The 15,146-nt window shown below is 68.0% G+C and carries 16 protein-coding genes; 11 read left to right on the plus strand and 5 right to left on the minus strand.

Translation table 11 applies throughout. The features are described from left to right. The first annotated feature begins 6 nt into the window (after nt 1-6). Complete coding sequence (locus tag VE759_RS16850) at nt 7-1,161, plus strand: cystathionine gamma-synthase (protein WP_324934482.1); 1,155 nt, start codon at nt 7-9, stop codon at nt 1,159-1,161. Here the strand turns inward: VE759_RS16850 and VE759_RS16855 are convergent. From VE759_RS16855 to VE759_RS16865, 3 genes are all read right to left on the minus strand, one after another. Continuing rightward, entirely contained in the window at nt 1,153-1,815 is a 663-nt protein-coding gene (locus VE759_RS16855; protein WP_324934484.1) for a GOLPH3/VPS74 family protein, read from the minus strand. The two genes, VE759_RS16850 and VE759_RS16855, sit on opposite strands and share 9 nt — an antisense overlap. A 35-nt stretch (nt 1,816-1,850) precedes the next feature. Beyond that, the gene (gene greA, locus VE759_RS16860; RefSeq protein ID WP_324934486.1) at nt 1,851-2,345 is read right to left on the minus strand and encodes a transcription elongation factor GreA; all 495 of its coding nucleotides are present in this window, start codon (nt 2,343-2,345) and stop codon (nt 1,851-1,853) included. A gap of 307 nt (nt 2,346-2,652) precedes the next feature. Then, nucleotides 2,653-3,072: a DUF4307 domain-containing protein gene (locus VE759_RS16865; RefSeq protein WP_324934488.1), complete on the minus strand. Its 420-nt coding sequence runs from the start codon at nt 3,070-3,072 to the stop codon at nt 2,653-2,655. Nucleotides 3,073-3,146: 74 nt separating this feature from the next. On the opposite strand from VE759_RS16865, the gene mca reads away from it, so the two are divergent. Genes mca through VE759_RS16885 form a run of 4 tightly spaced genes read left to right on the plus strand, consistent with a single transcriptional unit; the run spans nt 3,147 to nt 6,673 of the window. Next, a complete protein-coding gene (gene mca, locus VE759_RS16870; protein WP_324934491.1) occupies nt 3,147-4,019 on the plus strand; it encodes a mycothiol conjugate amidase Mca in 873 nt (290 codons plus the stop codon). Then, nucleotides 4,016-4,312: a hypothetical protein gene (locus tag VE759_RS16875; RefSeq protein ID WP_324934493.1), complete on the plus strand. Its 297-nt coding sequence runs from the start codon at nt 4,016-4,018 to the stop codon at nt 4,310-4,312. The genes mca and VE759_RS16875 overlap by 4 nt, the downstream gene beginning before the upstream one ends. Continuing rightward, a complete protein-coding gene (locus VE759_RS16880; protein ID WP_324934495.1) occupies nt 4,296-6,299 on the plus strand; it encodes a thioredoxin domain-containing protein in 2,004 nt (667 codons plus the stop codon). The genes VE759_RS16875 and VE759_RS16880 overlap by 17 nt, the downstream gene beginning before the upstream one ends. Nucleotides 6,300-6,310: 11 nt before the next feature. Further along, nucleotides 6,311-6,673 (plus strand): nuclear transport factor 2 family protein, encoded by a 363-nt coding sequence (locus VE759_RS16885; RefSeq protein WP_324934497.1) that lies wholly within the window; start codon nt 6,311-6,313, stop codon nt 6,671-6,673. 12 nt (nt 6,674-6,685) lie between these two features. Here VE759_RS16885 and trhA read toward each other — a convergent pair whose 3' ends face one another. Beyond that, the gene (gene trhA, locus VE759_RS16890; RefSeq protein ID WP_324934499.1) at nt 6,686-7,426 is read right to left on the minus strand and encodes a PAQR family membrane homeostasis protein TrhA; all 741 of its coding nucleotides are present in this window, start codon (nt 7,424-7,426) and stop codon (nt 6,686-6,688) included. A 58-nt stretch (nt 7,427-7,484) separates the two neighbouring features. Between trhA and VE759_RS16895 the strand changes: the two genes are divergently transcribed. The 3 genes from VE759_RS16895 to VE759_RS16905 all read left to right on the plus strand — a co-directional run bounded on the left by VE759_RS16895 (nt 7,485) and on the right by VE759_RS16905 (nt 10,237). Beyond that, nucleotides 7,485-8,276: a (2Z,6E)-farnesyl diphosphate synthase gene (locus tag VE759_RS16895; RefSeq protein WP_324934501.1), complete on the plus strand. Its 792-nt coding sequence runs from the start codon at nt 7,485-7,487 to the stop codon at nt 8,274-8,276. A 55-nt stretch (nt 8,277-8,331) separates the two neighbouring features. Beyond that, complete coding sequence (locus VE759_RS16900) at nt 8,332-9,690, plus strand: hypothetical protein (protein ID WP_324934502.1); 1,359 nt, start codon at nt 8,332-8,334, stop codon at nt 9,688-9,690. A 136-nt stretch (nt 9,691-9,826) separates the two neighbouring features. Further along, nucleotides 9,827-10,237 carry a hypothetical protein gene (locus tag VE759_RS16905; RefSeq protein WP_324934505.1) on the plus strand — a complete coding sequence of 137 codons (411 nt, stop codon included), beginning with the start codon at nt 9,827-9,829 and terminating at the stop codon, nt 10,235-10,237. A 123-nt stretch (nt 10,238-10,360) separates the two neighbouring features. Here the strand turns inward: VE759_RS16905 and coaA are convergent, their stop codons facing one another. Beyond that, nucleotides 10,361-11,296, minus strand: a complete 936-nt coding sequence (gene coaA, locus VE759_RS16910) for a type I pantothenate kinase (protein WP_324934506.1) — start codon at nt 11,294-11,296, stop codon at nt 10,361-10,363. A gap of 37 nt (nt 11,297-11,333) precedes the next feature. On the opposite strand from coaA, the gene VE759_RS16915 reads away from it, so the two are divergent. From VE759_RS16915 to VE759_RS16925, 3 genes are all read left to right on the plus strand, one after another. After that, nucleotides 11,334-12,551, plus strand: coding sequence for a DUF885 domain-containing protein (locus VE759_RS16915; RefSeq protein WP_324934508.1), 1,218 nt, complete (start codon nt 11,334-11,336; stop codon nt 12,549-12,551). Between the two features lie 5 nt (nt 12,552-12,556). After that, the gene (locus VE759_RS16920; protein ID WP_324934510.1) at nt 12,557-14,017 is read left to right on the plus strand and encodes a glycine hydroxymethyltransferase; all 1,461 of its coding nucleotides are present in this window, start codon (nt 12,557-12,559) and stop codon (nt 14,015-14,017) included. Nucleotides 14,018-14,112: 95 nt separating this feature from the next. After that, nucleotides 14,113-14,940 carry an acyl-ACP desaturase gene (locus VE759_RS16925; RefSeq protein ID WP_324934512.1) on the plus strand — a complete coding sequence of 276 codons (828 nt, stop codon included), beginning with the start codon at nt 14,113-14,115 and terminating at the stop codon, nt 14,938-14,940. The last annotated feature ends 206 nt before the right edge of the window (nt 14,941-15,146 follow it).

Here is a 15,146-nt window from a genome sequence, read left to right on the forward strand (position 1 = left end):
TCGGCGATGAGCGATGCACGCCGTTGGCGGGGCTTGGCCACCAGGGCCATCCACGCAGGTTATCGGCCCGATCCCGGCACCGGCGCCGTCAACGCTCCGATCTACGCCAGCTCAACGTTCGCCCAAGACGGGGTCGGCGGACTGCGTGCCGGCTACGAGTACAGCCGCACCGGGAACCCCACGCGCACCGCGCTGGAGACCGCGCTGGCCGCGATGGAGGAGGCCGGCTTCGGGCGCGCGTTCGCGTCCGGGATGGCGGCCACCGATTGCGTGTTGCGCGCGCTGCTCAATCCCGGTGATCACCTCGTGATACCCGACGACGCCTACGGGGGCACGTTCCGGCTGATCGACAGGGTGCTCGCCCCGTGGGGCATCTCGTACACCGCGGTGCCCATTTCCGATCTCGACGAGGTGCGCGCCGCGATCACCGAGCGGACCAAGCTGATCTGGGTCGAGACGCCGACGAATCCGCTGTTGTCGATCGGCGACATCGCCGCGATCGCCGAGCTGGCCGCGCCCGCGTCGGTAAAAGTTTTGGTGGACAACACGTTCGCCTCGCCGGCGTTGCAGCGGCCGCTGACCCTTGGCGCCGACATCGTGCTGCACTCGTCGACCAAATACATCGGCGGGCACTCGGATGTGGTGGGCGGGGCGCTGCTGACCAACGACGACGAGCTAGACGCCGGGTTCGGATTTCTGCAGAACGGCGCGGGAGCGGTGCCGGGCCCGTTCGATGCATACCTGACGATGCGTGGGCTCAAGACGCTGGTTGTGCGCATGCGTCAGCACAGCGAGAACGCCGCGCGGGTAGCCGAATTCCTGGTCGACCATCCCGCCGTCGCCACCGTGCTCTACCCGGGGCTGTCCAGTCATGACGGACACGATGTGGCGGCGCGCCAGATGAGCGATTTCGGTGGCATGGTGTCGTTGCGGCTTCGTGGCGGACGACAGGCCGCGCTCGACCTATGCTCTCGCACAGAGGTATTCATCCTCGCAGAGTCGCTCGGTGGCGTGGAGTCGCTGATCGAGCATCCGGGTGCGATGACCCACGCGTCGACCGCCGGCTCGCTGCTCGAGGTGCCTGACGACCTGGTCCGGCTTTCGGTCGGCATCGAGGACATCGACGACCTGATCGGCGATCTCGAGCAGGCGCTACGTTAAGGCTGGCCGCACCGCCGAGGCCGTTACCGCGAGATTGATCTCCGGCAGCTGCGCCGTCGACTCGTTTATCCAACTGCCGCTGGCTATCTCGCCGGCACGGTCCCGCACCCAGCGCCAGCCTCGATCGTTGAGACTCAGCAGCGGGCTCAGCCCGTCAACCGCGTCCAGCAGTGAAATGATCGCCGCGGTTGTCGGCGTGGGATCGCGCCGGTCGAACAACGCCGACAGCATCGCCGCGCGGGCGCGATTCACTCGCGTGCGGTCGGTCAGGGGCCACGTCCAGGTGCGGTTGAATCCCCTGGCGCGCAGCCGAACCGGGCGGATCTGCCCGGCGCGCTCAAGTTCGCCGAGCAGCATCGGCTCGATGTCCCGGCGCAGCTTTGCCACCGCGGCGGCCGGTCGCATCGGGCGGCGCCGCAGGATGCGCAGCGCCGGACCCAGGACCGGATCGGCCGAGTCGGGGCCCGCCAGCACGACCAACCGGCCGGGCTCGACGGCATCGTCGGGTGCCGCCGGCCGGATTCGGCAGGCGTGGGCGAGATCGAGCAGCACCGCCGCGCCCAGCACGCGCTCACGGCGCCCCCGATCCAGCTCGGGTCGCGCGGATGCGTTGTCGAGCAGGAGTAAAAGCAGGTCCTCGGCGATCGGCGCCATGACCGGACTCTAATCCGCTGGCGCAGTCGACGCGGTTATGAGTGGTACGGCTCGGCGCTGACGAGCGTGACCTTGACGAGGTTGCCGTTGGGCACGGTATAGGTGCGGGTCTCGCCCACCTTTGCATCGATCAGCGCGCCGCCCAGCGGTGAATTCGGCGAATACACCTCGAGCTTGCCGTCGCTGACGCCCTCCTGCCTGGTGGCGATCAGGAACGTCTCGGTGTCGGACTTGTCGTCGTCGTAGTAGACCTTCACGACCGAGCCGGGCAGCGCCACCCCGGACTGCTTGGGCGCCTCGCCGACCTTGGCGTTGTTCAGCAGCTCCTGTAGTTGGCGGATGCGGGCCTCCTGCTGTCCCTGCTCCTCGCGGGCAGCGTGATAGCCGCCGTTCTCGCGTAGGTCGCCTTCCTCGCGCCGGTCGTTGATCTCGGCTGCGATCACCGGGCGGTTGGCGATCAGCTGGTCGAGCTCGGCCTTGAGCCGGTCGTAGGCCTCCTGGGTCAGCCAGGTCACCTGGGTCTCGGTCATCTCGTCGCGCTCCTCATTCGTCGTTTCGCGCTTTCTCGCAAGTCATGTCTCGTCACTGGCTCGTCAGTGTCTTGTCAATGTCTTGTCAATGTCTCGTCAGTGTCTCGTCAGTGTCTCGTCAGTGTCTCGCTGGAGCAGGCGGTCACCCCGCGTGTATTGCCGTTTTCGCAGGCGCAGAATTCGGCGCGCAAATGCAGCAATACACGGCTCCAGCAGGAACCGTGTATCCAGTGATGATACCACCGCGGCGTCAACCGGTTTTCACACACTGGCCGCCTGGTGTTTGCCTCACCGAGCTGGGCCGTCGCTACGAGGCGACCAGGTAGGCCGGCACGTTGTACCCGCAGCCGTAGACGTCGCCCATCACCGGAGGCCGGCTGGCCTTGACCGTCGTCGTCACCTGCACCGACGCCCGATCCGACGGTAGAACGAGCAGCTCACGCCGGCCCGTCTCGGTGCCGTCCTTGGACCTGGCCCGCACGATGCACACCGCCGGACGCGACGGATCACTGCGGCGCACCGTGATGGTGACCGACACCGTCTCGTCATCGATCAGCCGGTAGGCGGCCATCGTCCCCTCGATGTCGCTGGGGCCCAGCCGCTGGTAGCCGACGATCGCGATCACCACACCCGCGCCCAGCACCAGGGCGGCGATCACGACGACGACGATGCGCCGCAGGCCGCGGGACAGCCGAGCGGGCCGGTAACGGGTGGGCGGTTCGGTCATGGGGTAATGCGAATACAAGTAGAACAGATGGAACTATTGGCAATGGCACGGTAACCGACTGGCTAAGGAACCACGTGAGCGAGCTGCGGCTGATGGCGGTGCACGCGCACCCGGACGACGAGTCCAGCAAGGGCGCCGCGACCATGGCCCGCTATGCCGCCGAGGGCCACCGGGTGCTGGTCGTCACGCTCACCGGCGGCGAGCGCGGCAGCATCCTCAACCCGGCGATGGATCTGCCGGAGGTGCAGGAGCGAATGGCCGAGATCCGCCGCGACGAGATGGCCAAGGCGGCCGAGATCCTCGGCGTCGAGCATCACTGGCTGGGCTTTGTCGATTCCGGGCTGCCGGAGGGTGATCCGCCGCCGCCGCTTCCTGAGGGTTGCTTCGCATTGGTGTCGCTGGAGCAGCCGACGGAACGGTTGGCGCGAGTGATCCGCGAATTCAAGCCGCACGTGATGACCACCTACGACGAGAACGGCGGTTATCCACATCCCGATCACATTCGCTGCCACCAGGTTTCGGTCGCTGCCTACGAGGCGGCCGGGGATCCGACCAAATTCCCCGACGGAGGCGAGCCGTGGCAAGTCAAGAAGCTCTACTACGTGCACGGCTTCATTCGCCGCCGGATGCAGTTGCTGCAGGAGGAATTCGCCAAGCACGGTCAGCAGGGGCCGTTCGAAAAGTGGCTCAAGCATTGGGATCCGGAGCATGACGTGTTCGCGGACCGGATCACGACCAGGGTCGAGTGCGCGGAGTACTTCAGTCAGCGCGACGACGCGCTTCGCGCTCACGCCACCCAGATCGATCCGAAGGGTGATTTCTTCCACGCGCCGATCGAATGGCAGCAGCGGCTCTGGCCCACAGAGGAATTCGAGCTGGCGCGGTCGCGGGTCGAAACCAGCCTGCCCGAGACCGATCTTTTCGCCGGGATCGAGGACGACGAATGACCCCAGCGCTCGACGTGATCGTCGGCCTGCTGGCCGACAACCCGCCGCGCAACACCGGCCCGGACTTCGGCAAGGCCAGCCCGGTCGGACTGCTGATCGTCGTGCTGCTGCTGATCGGCACGATTCTGTTGGTGCGCTCGATGAACCGGCACCTCAGGAAGCTGCCGGCTTCGTTCGACCGCGAAAACCCCGAACCAGATCAGGCCGCCGACGAGGGGACCGTCGACAGCGAACAGGCCCCGCCGGAGCCGCAGGCCAAGCCGCAAGGGGAGCAGAGTGAGCCCGGCGGTTAACACGCTGGGCGAGGCCACCAGCCCGTACCTGCGCCAGCACGCCGGCAACCCGGTGCACTGGCGGCAGTGGACACCTGAGGCGCTGGCCGAGGCGGCCGCGCGCGACGTGCCGATCCTGCTCTCCATCGGCTATGCGGCCTGTCACTGGTGCCACGTGATGGCGCACGAGTCGTTCGAAGACGACCAGGTCGCCGCGGCGATGAACGAGGGTTTCGTCTGTATCAAGGTCGACCGCGAGGAGCGGCCCGACTTGGATGCCGTGTATATGAACGCAACCGTCGCGTTGACCGGTCAGGGTGGCTGGCCGATGACGTGCTTTCTTACGCCCGACGGCAGGCCCTTCTTCTGCGGCACTTACTATCCGAAAGCCACGTTCTTGCAGCTGCTTTCCGCGGTCGGCAGCACATGGCGCACCCGCCGCGGCGACGTCGAACGGGCGGGCGACCACATCGCTTCGGAGCTGCGGTCGCTGACGTCGGGGCTGCCCGACGCCGGCCCGCCGGTCGCTCCGCCGTTGTGCGACGCCGCGGTGACCGCGGTGCTTGCCGAGGAGGACACCGCGCGCGGCGGCTTCGGTGGCGCGCCGAAGTTCCCGCCGTCCGCGCTGCTCGAGGCGCTGCTGCGGAACCACGAACGCACCGGCAACGCCGCACCGCTGGTCGCCGTCGAGCACACCGCGACCGCGATGGCACGCGGGGGCATCTACGACCAGCTGGCCGGCGGCTTCGCCCGCTACAGCGTCGACGCGTCGTGGGTGGTGCCGCACTTCGAGAAGATGCTCTACGACAACGGTCTGCTGCTGCGGGCGTATGCGCATTGGGTCCGACGCACCGGAGCGCCGTTGGCCGGCCGCGTCGCCGAGGAGACCGCGCGGTTCATCCTCGACGACCTGCGCACCGGCGAGATGTTCGCGTCGTCGTTGGACGCCGACGCCGCCGGCCGCGAGGGCGCTACGTACGTGTGGACGCCTGCTCAGCTTCGCGAAGTGCTCGGTGACGACGACGGCCGTTGGGCCGAAAGCCTTTTCGCGGTGACCGAGGCGGGCACGTTCGAGCACGGCAGCTCGGTGCTGCAGCTGCGCGAAGACCCCGACGATGTCGAGAGGTTCGACCGCGCGCGCACCGCGCTGCTGGCGGCCCGGCTCACCCGGGTGCAACCCGATCGCGACGACAAGGTCGTCACCGCATGGAACGGCCTGGCCATCACCGGGCTGGTCGAAGCGGGCGTGTCGCTGCAGCGGCCCGACTTCATCGACGCCGCGCAGCGCTGCGCGGCCGGGCTGCTGGAGCTGCACGTCGTCGACGGTCGGCTGCGGCGCGCCAGCCTCGGCGGGCGGGTCGGCGACAGCCCGGCGATTCTGGAGGACTACGGCGCCCTTGCGACCGCCCTGCTGGCGTTGCACCAGGTCAGCGGCGACCCGAAGTGGCTGAACGCCGCGACGCAGTTGCTCGACGTGGCTCTCGAGTATTTCGCCGACCGCAACCGGCCGGGACGCTGGCATGACACCGCTAAGGACGCCGAGCAACTGATGTTGCGCCCCGGCGACCCACTCGACGGCGCCACCCCCTCGGGTGCCGCGCTGATCACCGAGGCGCTGCTGACGGCGGCACACTCGGCCGGCCCGCCCAACGCCGATCGGTACCTGCGGGCCGCCGAGGAGGCGCTGGCAGCACACTCGGCGCTGCTGGCCCGGGTGCCCAGGTCGGCGGGGCATTGGCTGGCGGTCGCGGAGGCGGCGGTGCGCGGACCGATCCAGATCGCGGTGGCCTGCTCGGATCCGGCCGATTCTGAATTGCTCGCCGAGGCGCGCCGGCTGGCACCCGGCGGGGCGATCGTCGTCGGCGGAGCCGTCGACTCGTCGGAGCTGCTGGCCGGCCGCGACCGAGTGGACCGACGCGACGCGGCCTACGTGTGCCGGGGTCGGGTATGCGATCTGCCGGTGACGACGGCCCAAGAGCTCGAGGCGGCGCTGGCGGCGCCCGGGTAGCGTTCATGGCCATGCCGAGCGCCGAAGACATCACCAAGACCGTGAACCGTTACATCGAACTCATAGGAGGCGGCAGCGCGGACGAGATCGCCGCACTCTACACCGAGGACGCCGTCGTCGAGGACCCCGTGGGCGGCCAGGTCTACAACGGCCGCGACGCGGTCCGCGGCTTCTACGCCGCGATCGAAAACGCCGAGCGCCAGTGCGAACTGGTGACGCTGCGGGTCGCGGGCAATGAGGCGGCGTTCCAGTTCCGGCTCACGGTCGGCGGCGCGATGCTCATCGAGCCGATCGACGTGATGGTGTTTGACGACGAGGGCAAGGTCGCGTCGATGAAGGCCTACTGGGGCCCGGAGAATGTCAGGCTGCTTTAGCCGCTTTAGCCGCTAAAACACCGCGAACCACATCGCGATGTAGTGGCAGATCGCCGCCACCGCGGTGCAGGCGTGGAAAAACTCGTGGTGGCCGAACGTCGACGGCCATGGGTCGGGCCACTTTAGTCCGTAGAGCACACCACCGATGCTGTAAAGCGCCCCGCCGACGGCAAGCAGCACCATCGCGGCCACCCCGGCGCCGTGGACGATGGAGCCGGCGAACCAGACCGCGACCCAGCCCAGCAACAGATACAGTGGCACGCCGACCCAGCGCGGCGCCGATGGCCACCACATTTTCAGCGCAACCCCGGCCAGCGCGCCGGCCCAAACGATCCAGAACAAAAGCATTCCGGTTGCGCGCGGCAACGCAAGCAGCGCGAACGGGGTGTAGCTGCCTGCGATGAACAGGAAGATCATCGAATGGTCGAGCCGCTTCATCCACTTTCGCGCGGTTTCCGACTTCCAATCCAGCCGGTGATAGGTGCCGCTGACCGCGAACATCGCCACGATCGTCGTGGTGTAGAGCAGGGTGGCCAGACCCGCGCGGGTCGACTCCACCGCCCAGGACACCGATACCAGCGCCGCGCCCGCGACGAGCGCCACGGCGGCCGCGTACACGTGGATCCAGCCCCGCGCCCGCGGCTTGTGCAAGACGTGGGCGACACCGTCGACAACCGCTTTGGGGAGGTCCTCCGCGACAGCGGTTCGTGAGTGTGACCAGTTGGGGTCCGTGGTATCGACTTGAGTGGTCATGTCACCTCCATCGCGTGCATGGGGGTTCGTCCACGGAACCACAGTAGTCTGGCTTTCCGTGGATCTCATTCCGCCGCGCCTCAAAGAGCCGCTTTATCGGCTCTACGAGATGCGGCTCCGCCAGGGGTTGGCACAACCGAGATCCGAACTGCCACGGCATATCGCGGTCCTGTGTGACGGTAACCGGCGCTGGGCACGTGAGCTTGGTTACAACGACGTCAGCTACGGCTATCGGATGGGTGCGGCGAAGATCGCCGAGATGCTGCGCTGGTGCCAGGAGGCCGGCATCGAAATGGCGACGGTGTACCTGTTGTCCACCGAAAACCTGCGGCGCGACCCCGACGAGCTCCGGGCGCTCATCGAGATCATCACCGACGTGGTCGAGGAGATCTGCGCGCCCGCCAACAAGTGGAGCGTGCGCACGGTAGGCGACCTGGAACTGCTCGGTGAGGAACCGGCGCGGAGGTTGCGTGGCGCGGTGGAATCCACCAACGGCAACGGCGGGGGCTTCCACGTCAACGTCGCGGTGGCCTACGGCGGACGCCAGGAGATCGTCGACGCGGTGCGGGCGCTGCTCGGCAAGGAACTCGCCAACGGCGCGACCGGTGAACAACTCATCGAGGCCGTCACCGCCGAGGCCATTTCGGAAAACCTCTACACCTCCGGCCAGCCCGATCCCGACCTGGTGATCCGCACGTCGGGGGAGCAGCGGCTGTCGGGTTTTCTGCTGTGGCAGAGCGCGTACTCGGAGATGTGGTTCACCGAGGCTTACTGGCCCGCGTTCCGGCGCGTCGACTTCCTGCGTGCGCTGCGCGATTACAGCGCCCGCCACCGCCGCTACGGCCGGTAGGGGGCCGGCATGTACGGCGCGCAGGTAGGACCGAGCTACGTGCCACACTTACATCATGGCCGCGCTCTCGGCAGTGGTGTTCACGCTGAGCTGGTGGCTGGGGCTGTATCTGCTCGCGCGTGATCCGCGAAAACCCATTTTGGTGTTGGCCGCGGTCGGGCTGACGAGCTTCGCGGCCGTCGTCGCGCTTGACGCGGTTCGGGTGGTCAGCGGTTCGGAATTGCTGAGTCACATCGAGATCTATCTGGTGGCCGTGCCCGGGATGGCGTGGTTCGCGGTTCTCGTCGAGCTGTCGCGACCGTGTGACAGCTGGCGTAGCCGGGTGCGAGAGCTGCTCGCGATCGGTGGAGTTGCCACCCTCAGCCTGGTCGGCGCGGTGATGGCCGGCGGCGTGGACGGCCCACTGCGGCTCGGTCATTGGGTGATGTTCGGGACGGTGTCGTTGTCGACGCTCGGCGCGATGGTGTTCGCGCTGTGGCGGCCGGCGCAACCGGTGCGCATCACCGGCGTCGTGGTCGTCGCCACCCTGTTCTTCGCGCTGGGCAACGCGATCTTGATCATCCCGCTCGGACTGGTGTCCAGCTGGCTGGCGTTGGCGTCGACGGGCGTCGATGTGGCGCTGCTGGGGTTGGCGGTCGCGCTGTGGGATGCGTTCGACGAGGGCCACGCGCTGCGCGCCGACATGCTGCGGTCGTTCGCCGCGACCGTGGTGGTGGCCGCACTGTTCGGCGGTCAGGCGTTGATCGGGCTGGTGATCGTCGGGCCGCAGACGGCACTGACGGTCCTGTTGTTCACCAGCCTGGCCGCCGCCGTGGCGGTGCACGTGTACGCCGACCCGCTGGCCGGCGTGCTGGACCGGCTGGCGTTCTGGAGGTCGCCGACGCTGCGTGCCGACCGCGCCGCGTTGCGTCACACCGAGGCCGCGCTGCCGCTGCGGTCGGCCAGCCCGCTCGACGACGTCGACGACGACACATTCGCCCGCCTCACCCGGCGTGCCCTGGCCCACTACGGCGACCTATCCAAGCTGGTGGCCAGCCCGCTCACCGCGTTGCCCGACATCGACGATCGGCTGGCCGCGCGCGGCGCACCCGATCAGCCGCTGGAGCGGGCCAATGAGCTGAAGGCGCTGCTGGCCGACCGCATCGCCCGGCTCAAGCCGCGCGATGGCGGCGACTTCGGCACCACCGAGGAATGGCGGCACTACAACGCGTTGTATTTCCCGTACGTCGTCGGCGTGCGTGCCTACGCGCAGAACGCCACCGCCTCGGGCCTCGATCCGGTGGCGCGCCAGGCGTGGCAGTGGTTCGTCACCGAGGTGCCGCAGCGGTCGCTGCACAATTGGCAGAATGCCGCCGCCCGGGTGATCGCCGCCGACCTTCGCGGCCGGGTGCCGGCCGGCCAGAACGTCGCGTAGCCGCGACGGGTTAGCCGCACATTTCGTGCCGCTGGCAGTGTTTGGCAGTGGTCGACGTGGATCTGGCAGTCAGTGGTCAGCAGCATCGGTGGTGTCCCAGCGATACGAAACACCCGCTACCCGCCAAGGAGCACCGATGACCGCGATCCAGTCCCGGCCCCTTTCGAGCTCGACCGACGCGTTGCTGCGATTCGCGCTGCGCGCTGACGCCACCCTTACCGGTTTGGCCGGCCTTGCCGGCGCGTTGTTCGCCGATCCGATGTCTCGCTTAACCGGCCTTTCGCCGGCGACCGAGTATCTGATCGGCGCGGCGTTCGTCGCCTACGGGTTGGTGGTGTACGGCCTGGCCGCGCTGCCGGATCTGCGCCGGGTGGGCGTGGGCATTTGCGTCGCCAACGTGGTGTCAACGCTCGCTACGTTGATCATCGTGCTGGCCGACGCGGCGCCCCTGACCCAGGCGGGCATCGGCGCCACGCTGGTGACGTGCGTGTACACCGCCGTGTTCGCCGGCCTGCAATACCTTGGAGTGCGCCGTCTGCGGGCGTGACTCCCTGCCCGCCGGTGCGGGGCGCCGCCGTTCGAGGTTTCGGTGCGCGGCCCCGCATCGGCTCTTTGCCCTGGCGGGGCTCTTTGCCCCGGCGCGCTGGAACGTTTTCCGGCGACATCGTGGTCACAGTTTGCGTAGGCGCAGCCGGTTGATGGAGTGGTCGGCTTCCTTTCGCAGCACCAGTGTCGCACGCGGGCGGGTGGGCAGGATGTTCTCGATCAGGTTGGGCCGGTTGATCGATCGCCAGATCTCACGCGCGGCGACAACGGCCTGCTGGTCGTTGAGCTTCGCGTAGTGGTGAAAGTGCGACGCCGGGTCCGCGAACGCCGTCGACCGCAGGCCGAGAAACCGCGAAATGTACCACTGCTCAATGTCTTCGATGCGGGCATCAACGTACAGCGAGAAGTCGAACAGGTCCGACACCATCAGCGTCGGACCGGTCTGCAAGACGTTGAGCCCCTCCAGGATCAAGATGTCGGGGTGTCGCACGGTCTGCACCTGGTCCGAGACGATGTCGTAGAGCAAGTGTGAATACACCGGCGCACTGACCTCGTCGGCGCCCGACTTGACCGCGGTGACGAACCGCAGCAGCGCCCTTCGGTCGTAGCTCTCCGGAAAGCCTTTGCGGTGCATGATGTTGCGACGCGACAACTCGGCGTTCGGGTACAGGAAACCGTCGGTGGTGACCAGGTCCACGCGCGGGTGGTGCTCCCACCGCGCCAGCAGGGCCTGCAGCACGCGGGCGGTGGTGGACTTGCCGACGGCCACGCTGCCCGCCACGCCGATCACAAACGGCACCGGCCGTTCCGGCTGATGCTGCTCGCCGAGGAATTCGGCGGTCGCCGCGAAAAGCCGTTGCCGCGCCGCGACCTGCAAGTGGATCAACCGCGCGAGCGGCAGGTACACCTCCTCGACCTCATTGAGGTCGATCTGCTCGCCCAGGCCGCGCAGATCGGCCAGTTCTTCTTCGGTGAGCTTCAGCGGCGTCGACATGCGCAACGCCCGCCACTGCGCCCGGTCGAACTCGACGTATGGGCTGGGCTCGCTCAGCCGCGCCATGGTCGTCAAGTCTTACAGGACGGCTAGCGTGTGCCACATGTACCCCGGCGCGCTGATCCGCGAATACCTCTTACTGGGCTTGCGGTTCGACCGCGTGGAACCCGGCTACGTTGACGCCTACACCGGCGACCCGGCGCTGAAACAAACGGTGGCGGCAGAACCGGCGCCCGACCCGGCCGAGCTGGCCCGCCAGGCCGAAGGGCTGATGGCACAGATAGGCAACGCGTTGGAGAAGGACCGCGCCGACTTCATCCGCGCTCACTTGCGCGCGCTGGCCTGCGCGGGGAGAAAGTTCGCCGGCCACAGCGTCGGCTTCGTCGAGGAGGTGGACGCGTACTTCGACGTCCGCATCGGCAAGGGCGACCAGGACCGCTATCGGCAGGCGCACCGGAAACTCGACGACGCCCTCGGCGGCACCGGCTCGCTCGCCGAGCGGATGCAGGCGTACCGCAGCGCCGACGAGATCGCGCCGCAGCGGCTGGCCGAGTGCATCGAGGCGTTCTCCAGCGCGCTGCGTGACCGGGTGCGCGCGGAATACCCGCTGCCCGACGGCGAAACCATCGTCTACGAGGTGGTCACCGACAAGCCGTGGTCCGGATTCAACTACTACCTCGGCGATTACCGGTCGAAGGTGGCCGTCAACGCCGACCTCAGACAGCAGATGTCGAACCTGCCGCGGCTGGTGGCCCACGAGTCCTATCCGGGGCATCACACCGAACATTGCCGCAAGGAAGCCGGGCTTGTGCATTGCAGGGGCCAGGCCGAGCAGACCATCTTCCTGGTCAACACCCCGCAATGCCTGATGGCCGAGGGCCTGGCCGACCTGGCGCTCTACGCCGCGATCGGCGCGCGCTGGGGTTCCTGGGCCGCCGACATCTACGCCGAGCTCGGGCTGCGGTTCGACGGCGAACGCGCCGAGGCGATCGCCGACGCGTCGACCACGCTGGCCGACGTGCGTCAGGACGCCGCGCTGATGCTGCACGACGAGCACCGCGACGCCGACGAGGTCGCCGACTTTCTGCGACGCTGGCTGCTGGTCGACGACCGCAGGGCGGGACAGATGCTGCGGTTCTTGTCTTCGCCGCTGTGGCGGGCCTACACCAGTACCTACGTGGAGGGGTACCGCCTGCTGCGCGGCTGGCTCGACGCCAGGCCAGACGGGGTCAGCCTGGTCGAACGGTTCACCCGGCTGCTCGACGAGCCGCTGATCCCGTCGGCGCTGCGGGATCGAGTGGCAGGGCCGGACGTAGGCTGAAATGTATGACGACTGACTCCACCGTGACCCCAACGGCCCCTGGCGCCGAATACGCCGACACCGCGAGCGCGGCATATCGGGCGGCGCTGCAGGTCATCGAGTCCGTCGAACCACGCATCGCCGCCGCGACGCGCAAAGAGCTTGCGGATCAACGGGGTTCGCTGAAGCTGATCGCCAGCGAGAACTACGCCTCACCGGCGGTGCTGTTGGCGATGGGCAACTGGCTGTCCGACAAGTACGCCGAGGGCACCATCGGGCACCGGTTCTACGCGGGCTGCCAGAACGTCGACACCGTCGAGAGCGTGGCCGCCGAGCACGCCCGGGAGCTGTTCGGTTCGCCGCACGCGTATGTCCAGCCGCACTCCGGCATCGACGCGAACCTCGTTGCGTACTGGGCGATCCTGGCCACCCGGGTGGAGGCGCCCAGCCTCGCCGACGCCGGCGCCAAGCACGTCAACGACTTGTCCGAGACAGATTGGGAAAAGCTGCGCGGCAGGCTCGGTAATCAGCGACTGCTGGGCATGTCGCTGGACGCCGGCGGCCACCTCACCCACGGCTTCCGGCCGAACATCTCGGGCAAGATGTTCCACCAGCGCAGCTATGGCACCGACCCGACGACCGGCCGGCTGGACTACGACGCCCTCGCCGCCGCCGCGCGGGAGTTCAAGCCGCTGATCCTCGTCGGCGGCTACTCGGCGTACCCGCGCCGGATCAATTTCGCAACCATGCGCGAGATCGCCGACGAGGTGGGCGCCACCCTGATGGTCGACATGGCGCACTTCGCCGGGCTGGTGGCCGGCAACGTGTTCACCGGCGACGAGGACCCGCTGCCGCACGCGCACGTCACGACGACGACCACGCACAAGTCGCTGCGCGGGCCCCGCGGCGGGCTGGTGCTGTGCACCCCCGAATACGCCGACGCCGTCGACAAGGGCTGCCCGATGGTGCTGGGCGGTCCGCTGGCTCACGTGATGGCCGCCAAGGCGGTCGCACTGGCCGAGGCACGTCAACCCGCGTTCCAGACGTATGCGCAGCGGGTCGCCGACAACGCCAAAGCCCTGGCCGACGGGTTCCTGCGGCGTGGGGCGCGGCTGGTCACCGGCGGCACCGACAACCACATCGTGCTGCTGGATGTGACGTCGTTCGGGCTCACCGGGCGCCAGGCGGAGTCGGCGCTGCTGGACTCCGGTGTTGTCACGAACCGCAACTCAATTCCGGCCGACCCCAACGGTGCCTGGTACACCAGTGGCATCCGGTTCGGCACCCCGGCCCTGACCACCCGCGGGTTCGGTACGGCCGAGTTCGACCGGGTGGCCGAGTTGGTCGTCGACGTGCTGACGAACACGGCGGCGGAGGGAACGTCGAAGGCCAAATATCGGTTGGCCGACGGGACGGCCGAGCGGGTGCACGCCGCCGCCGCGGAGCTGCTTGCGGCCAATCCGCTGTACCCGGGGCTGACGCTGTAGGCACCTTTCGCACCGCGAGCAGATGGTTCAGCGGTGGGCACGCCGGCATCGGGGCAGAGTTTTACGACCCCCAAGAGTTGGGTTACTGTAACCCTATGGCACAGAAACCTGTCGCTAGTCCGCTCACACTCGAGCTGGAACCGGTGGTGGCGGACCTGTACAAGCGCCACGTCGAGGCGGCGGAGTTCTGGTATGCGCATGACTATGTGCCGTTCGACGTCGGTGAGAACTTCGCATTTCTGGGTGGGCGCGACTGGGACCCCGCCGACGTGACGCTGCCCACGCATATCACCGATGCGCTCGAGATCCTGTTGATCACCAAGGACAACCTCGCCGGTTATCACCGCGAGCTGGTCGAGCACTTCATCCTCGAGCCGGCGTGGGGCGACTGGATCGGCCGGTGGACGGCCGAGGAGAACCTGCATGCGATCGCGCTGCGTGAGTATCTGGTCGTCACCCGCGAGGTCGATCCGGTTGCCAACGAGCACGTACGCGTCGAGCATGTGATGAAGGGCTATCGCGCCGACCACCACACCGAGGTCGAGACCCTGGTGTTCATGGCGTTGTCGGAACGGGCGCATGCGGTGCTCTGCCGGCGACTGGCTGCCCAGGTCGAGGATCCGGTGCTGCGCGGGCTGGTTGAGTGCATCGCGAGCGATGAGGAGAGCCACGAGGAGTTCTTCGCCGAGCTGGTACGCGCCTGCCTGCGGATCGTGCCCGACGAGACGATCGCGGCGATCGTCGCCCGCGCCGCCGAGCTGCAGGTGGTCGGCGCCGACATCGACGCATACCGGGACAAGGTCAAAAACGTGGCAGCGGCGGGCATCTTCGGTGAAGACCAGCTGCGCGAGGTGATTTCGGATCGCATCTCGGAATGGAACCTGGCCGAACTCCCGGAACTGAGCGGCTTCGTCCTCGGCTGAGTCTCGGCTGAGTCTCGGCTGAGTCCGCGGGCGTCAGCGGCGCGCCAGACGGCACCGGCGCGCGGAGGCGGGTAGCGTCTTTTATCGATGGCTAGCGACATGCTCTGCTGTCCGGGCGGTGCCGATCGTCAGCACTACGACAGGACCGGCCCCGGTCCTGGTACCGCAGCACCCGTCGAGACGCCTCCGCGGGGCCGCGCGGGCTC

The sequence above is a fragment of the Mycobacterium sp. genome, from assembly GCF_035640695.1.
In the GTDB taxonomy this organism is placed as follows: Bacteria; Actinomycetota; Actinomycetes; order Mycobacteriales; family Mycobacteriaceae; genus Mycobacterium.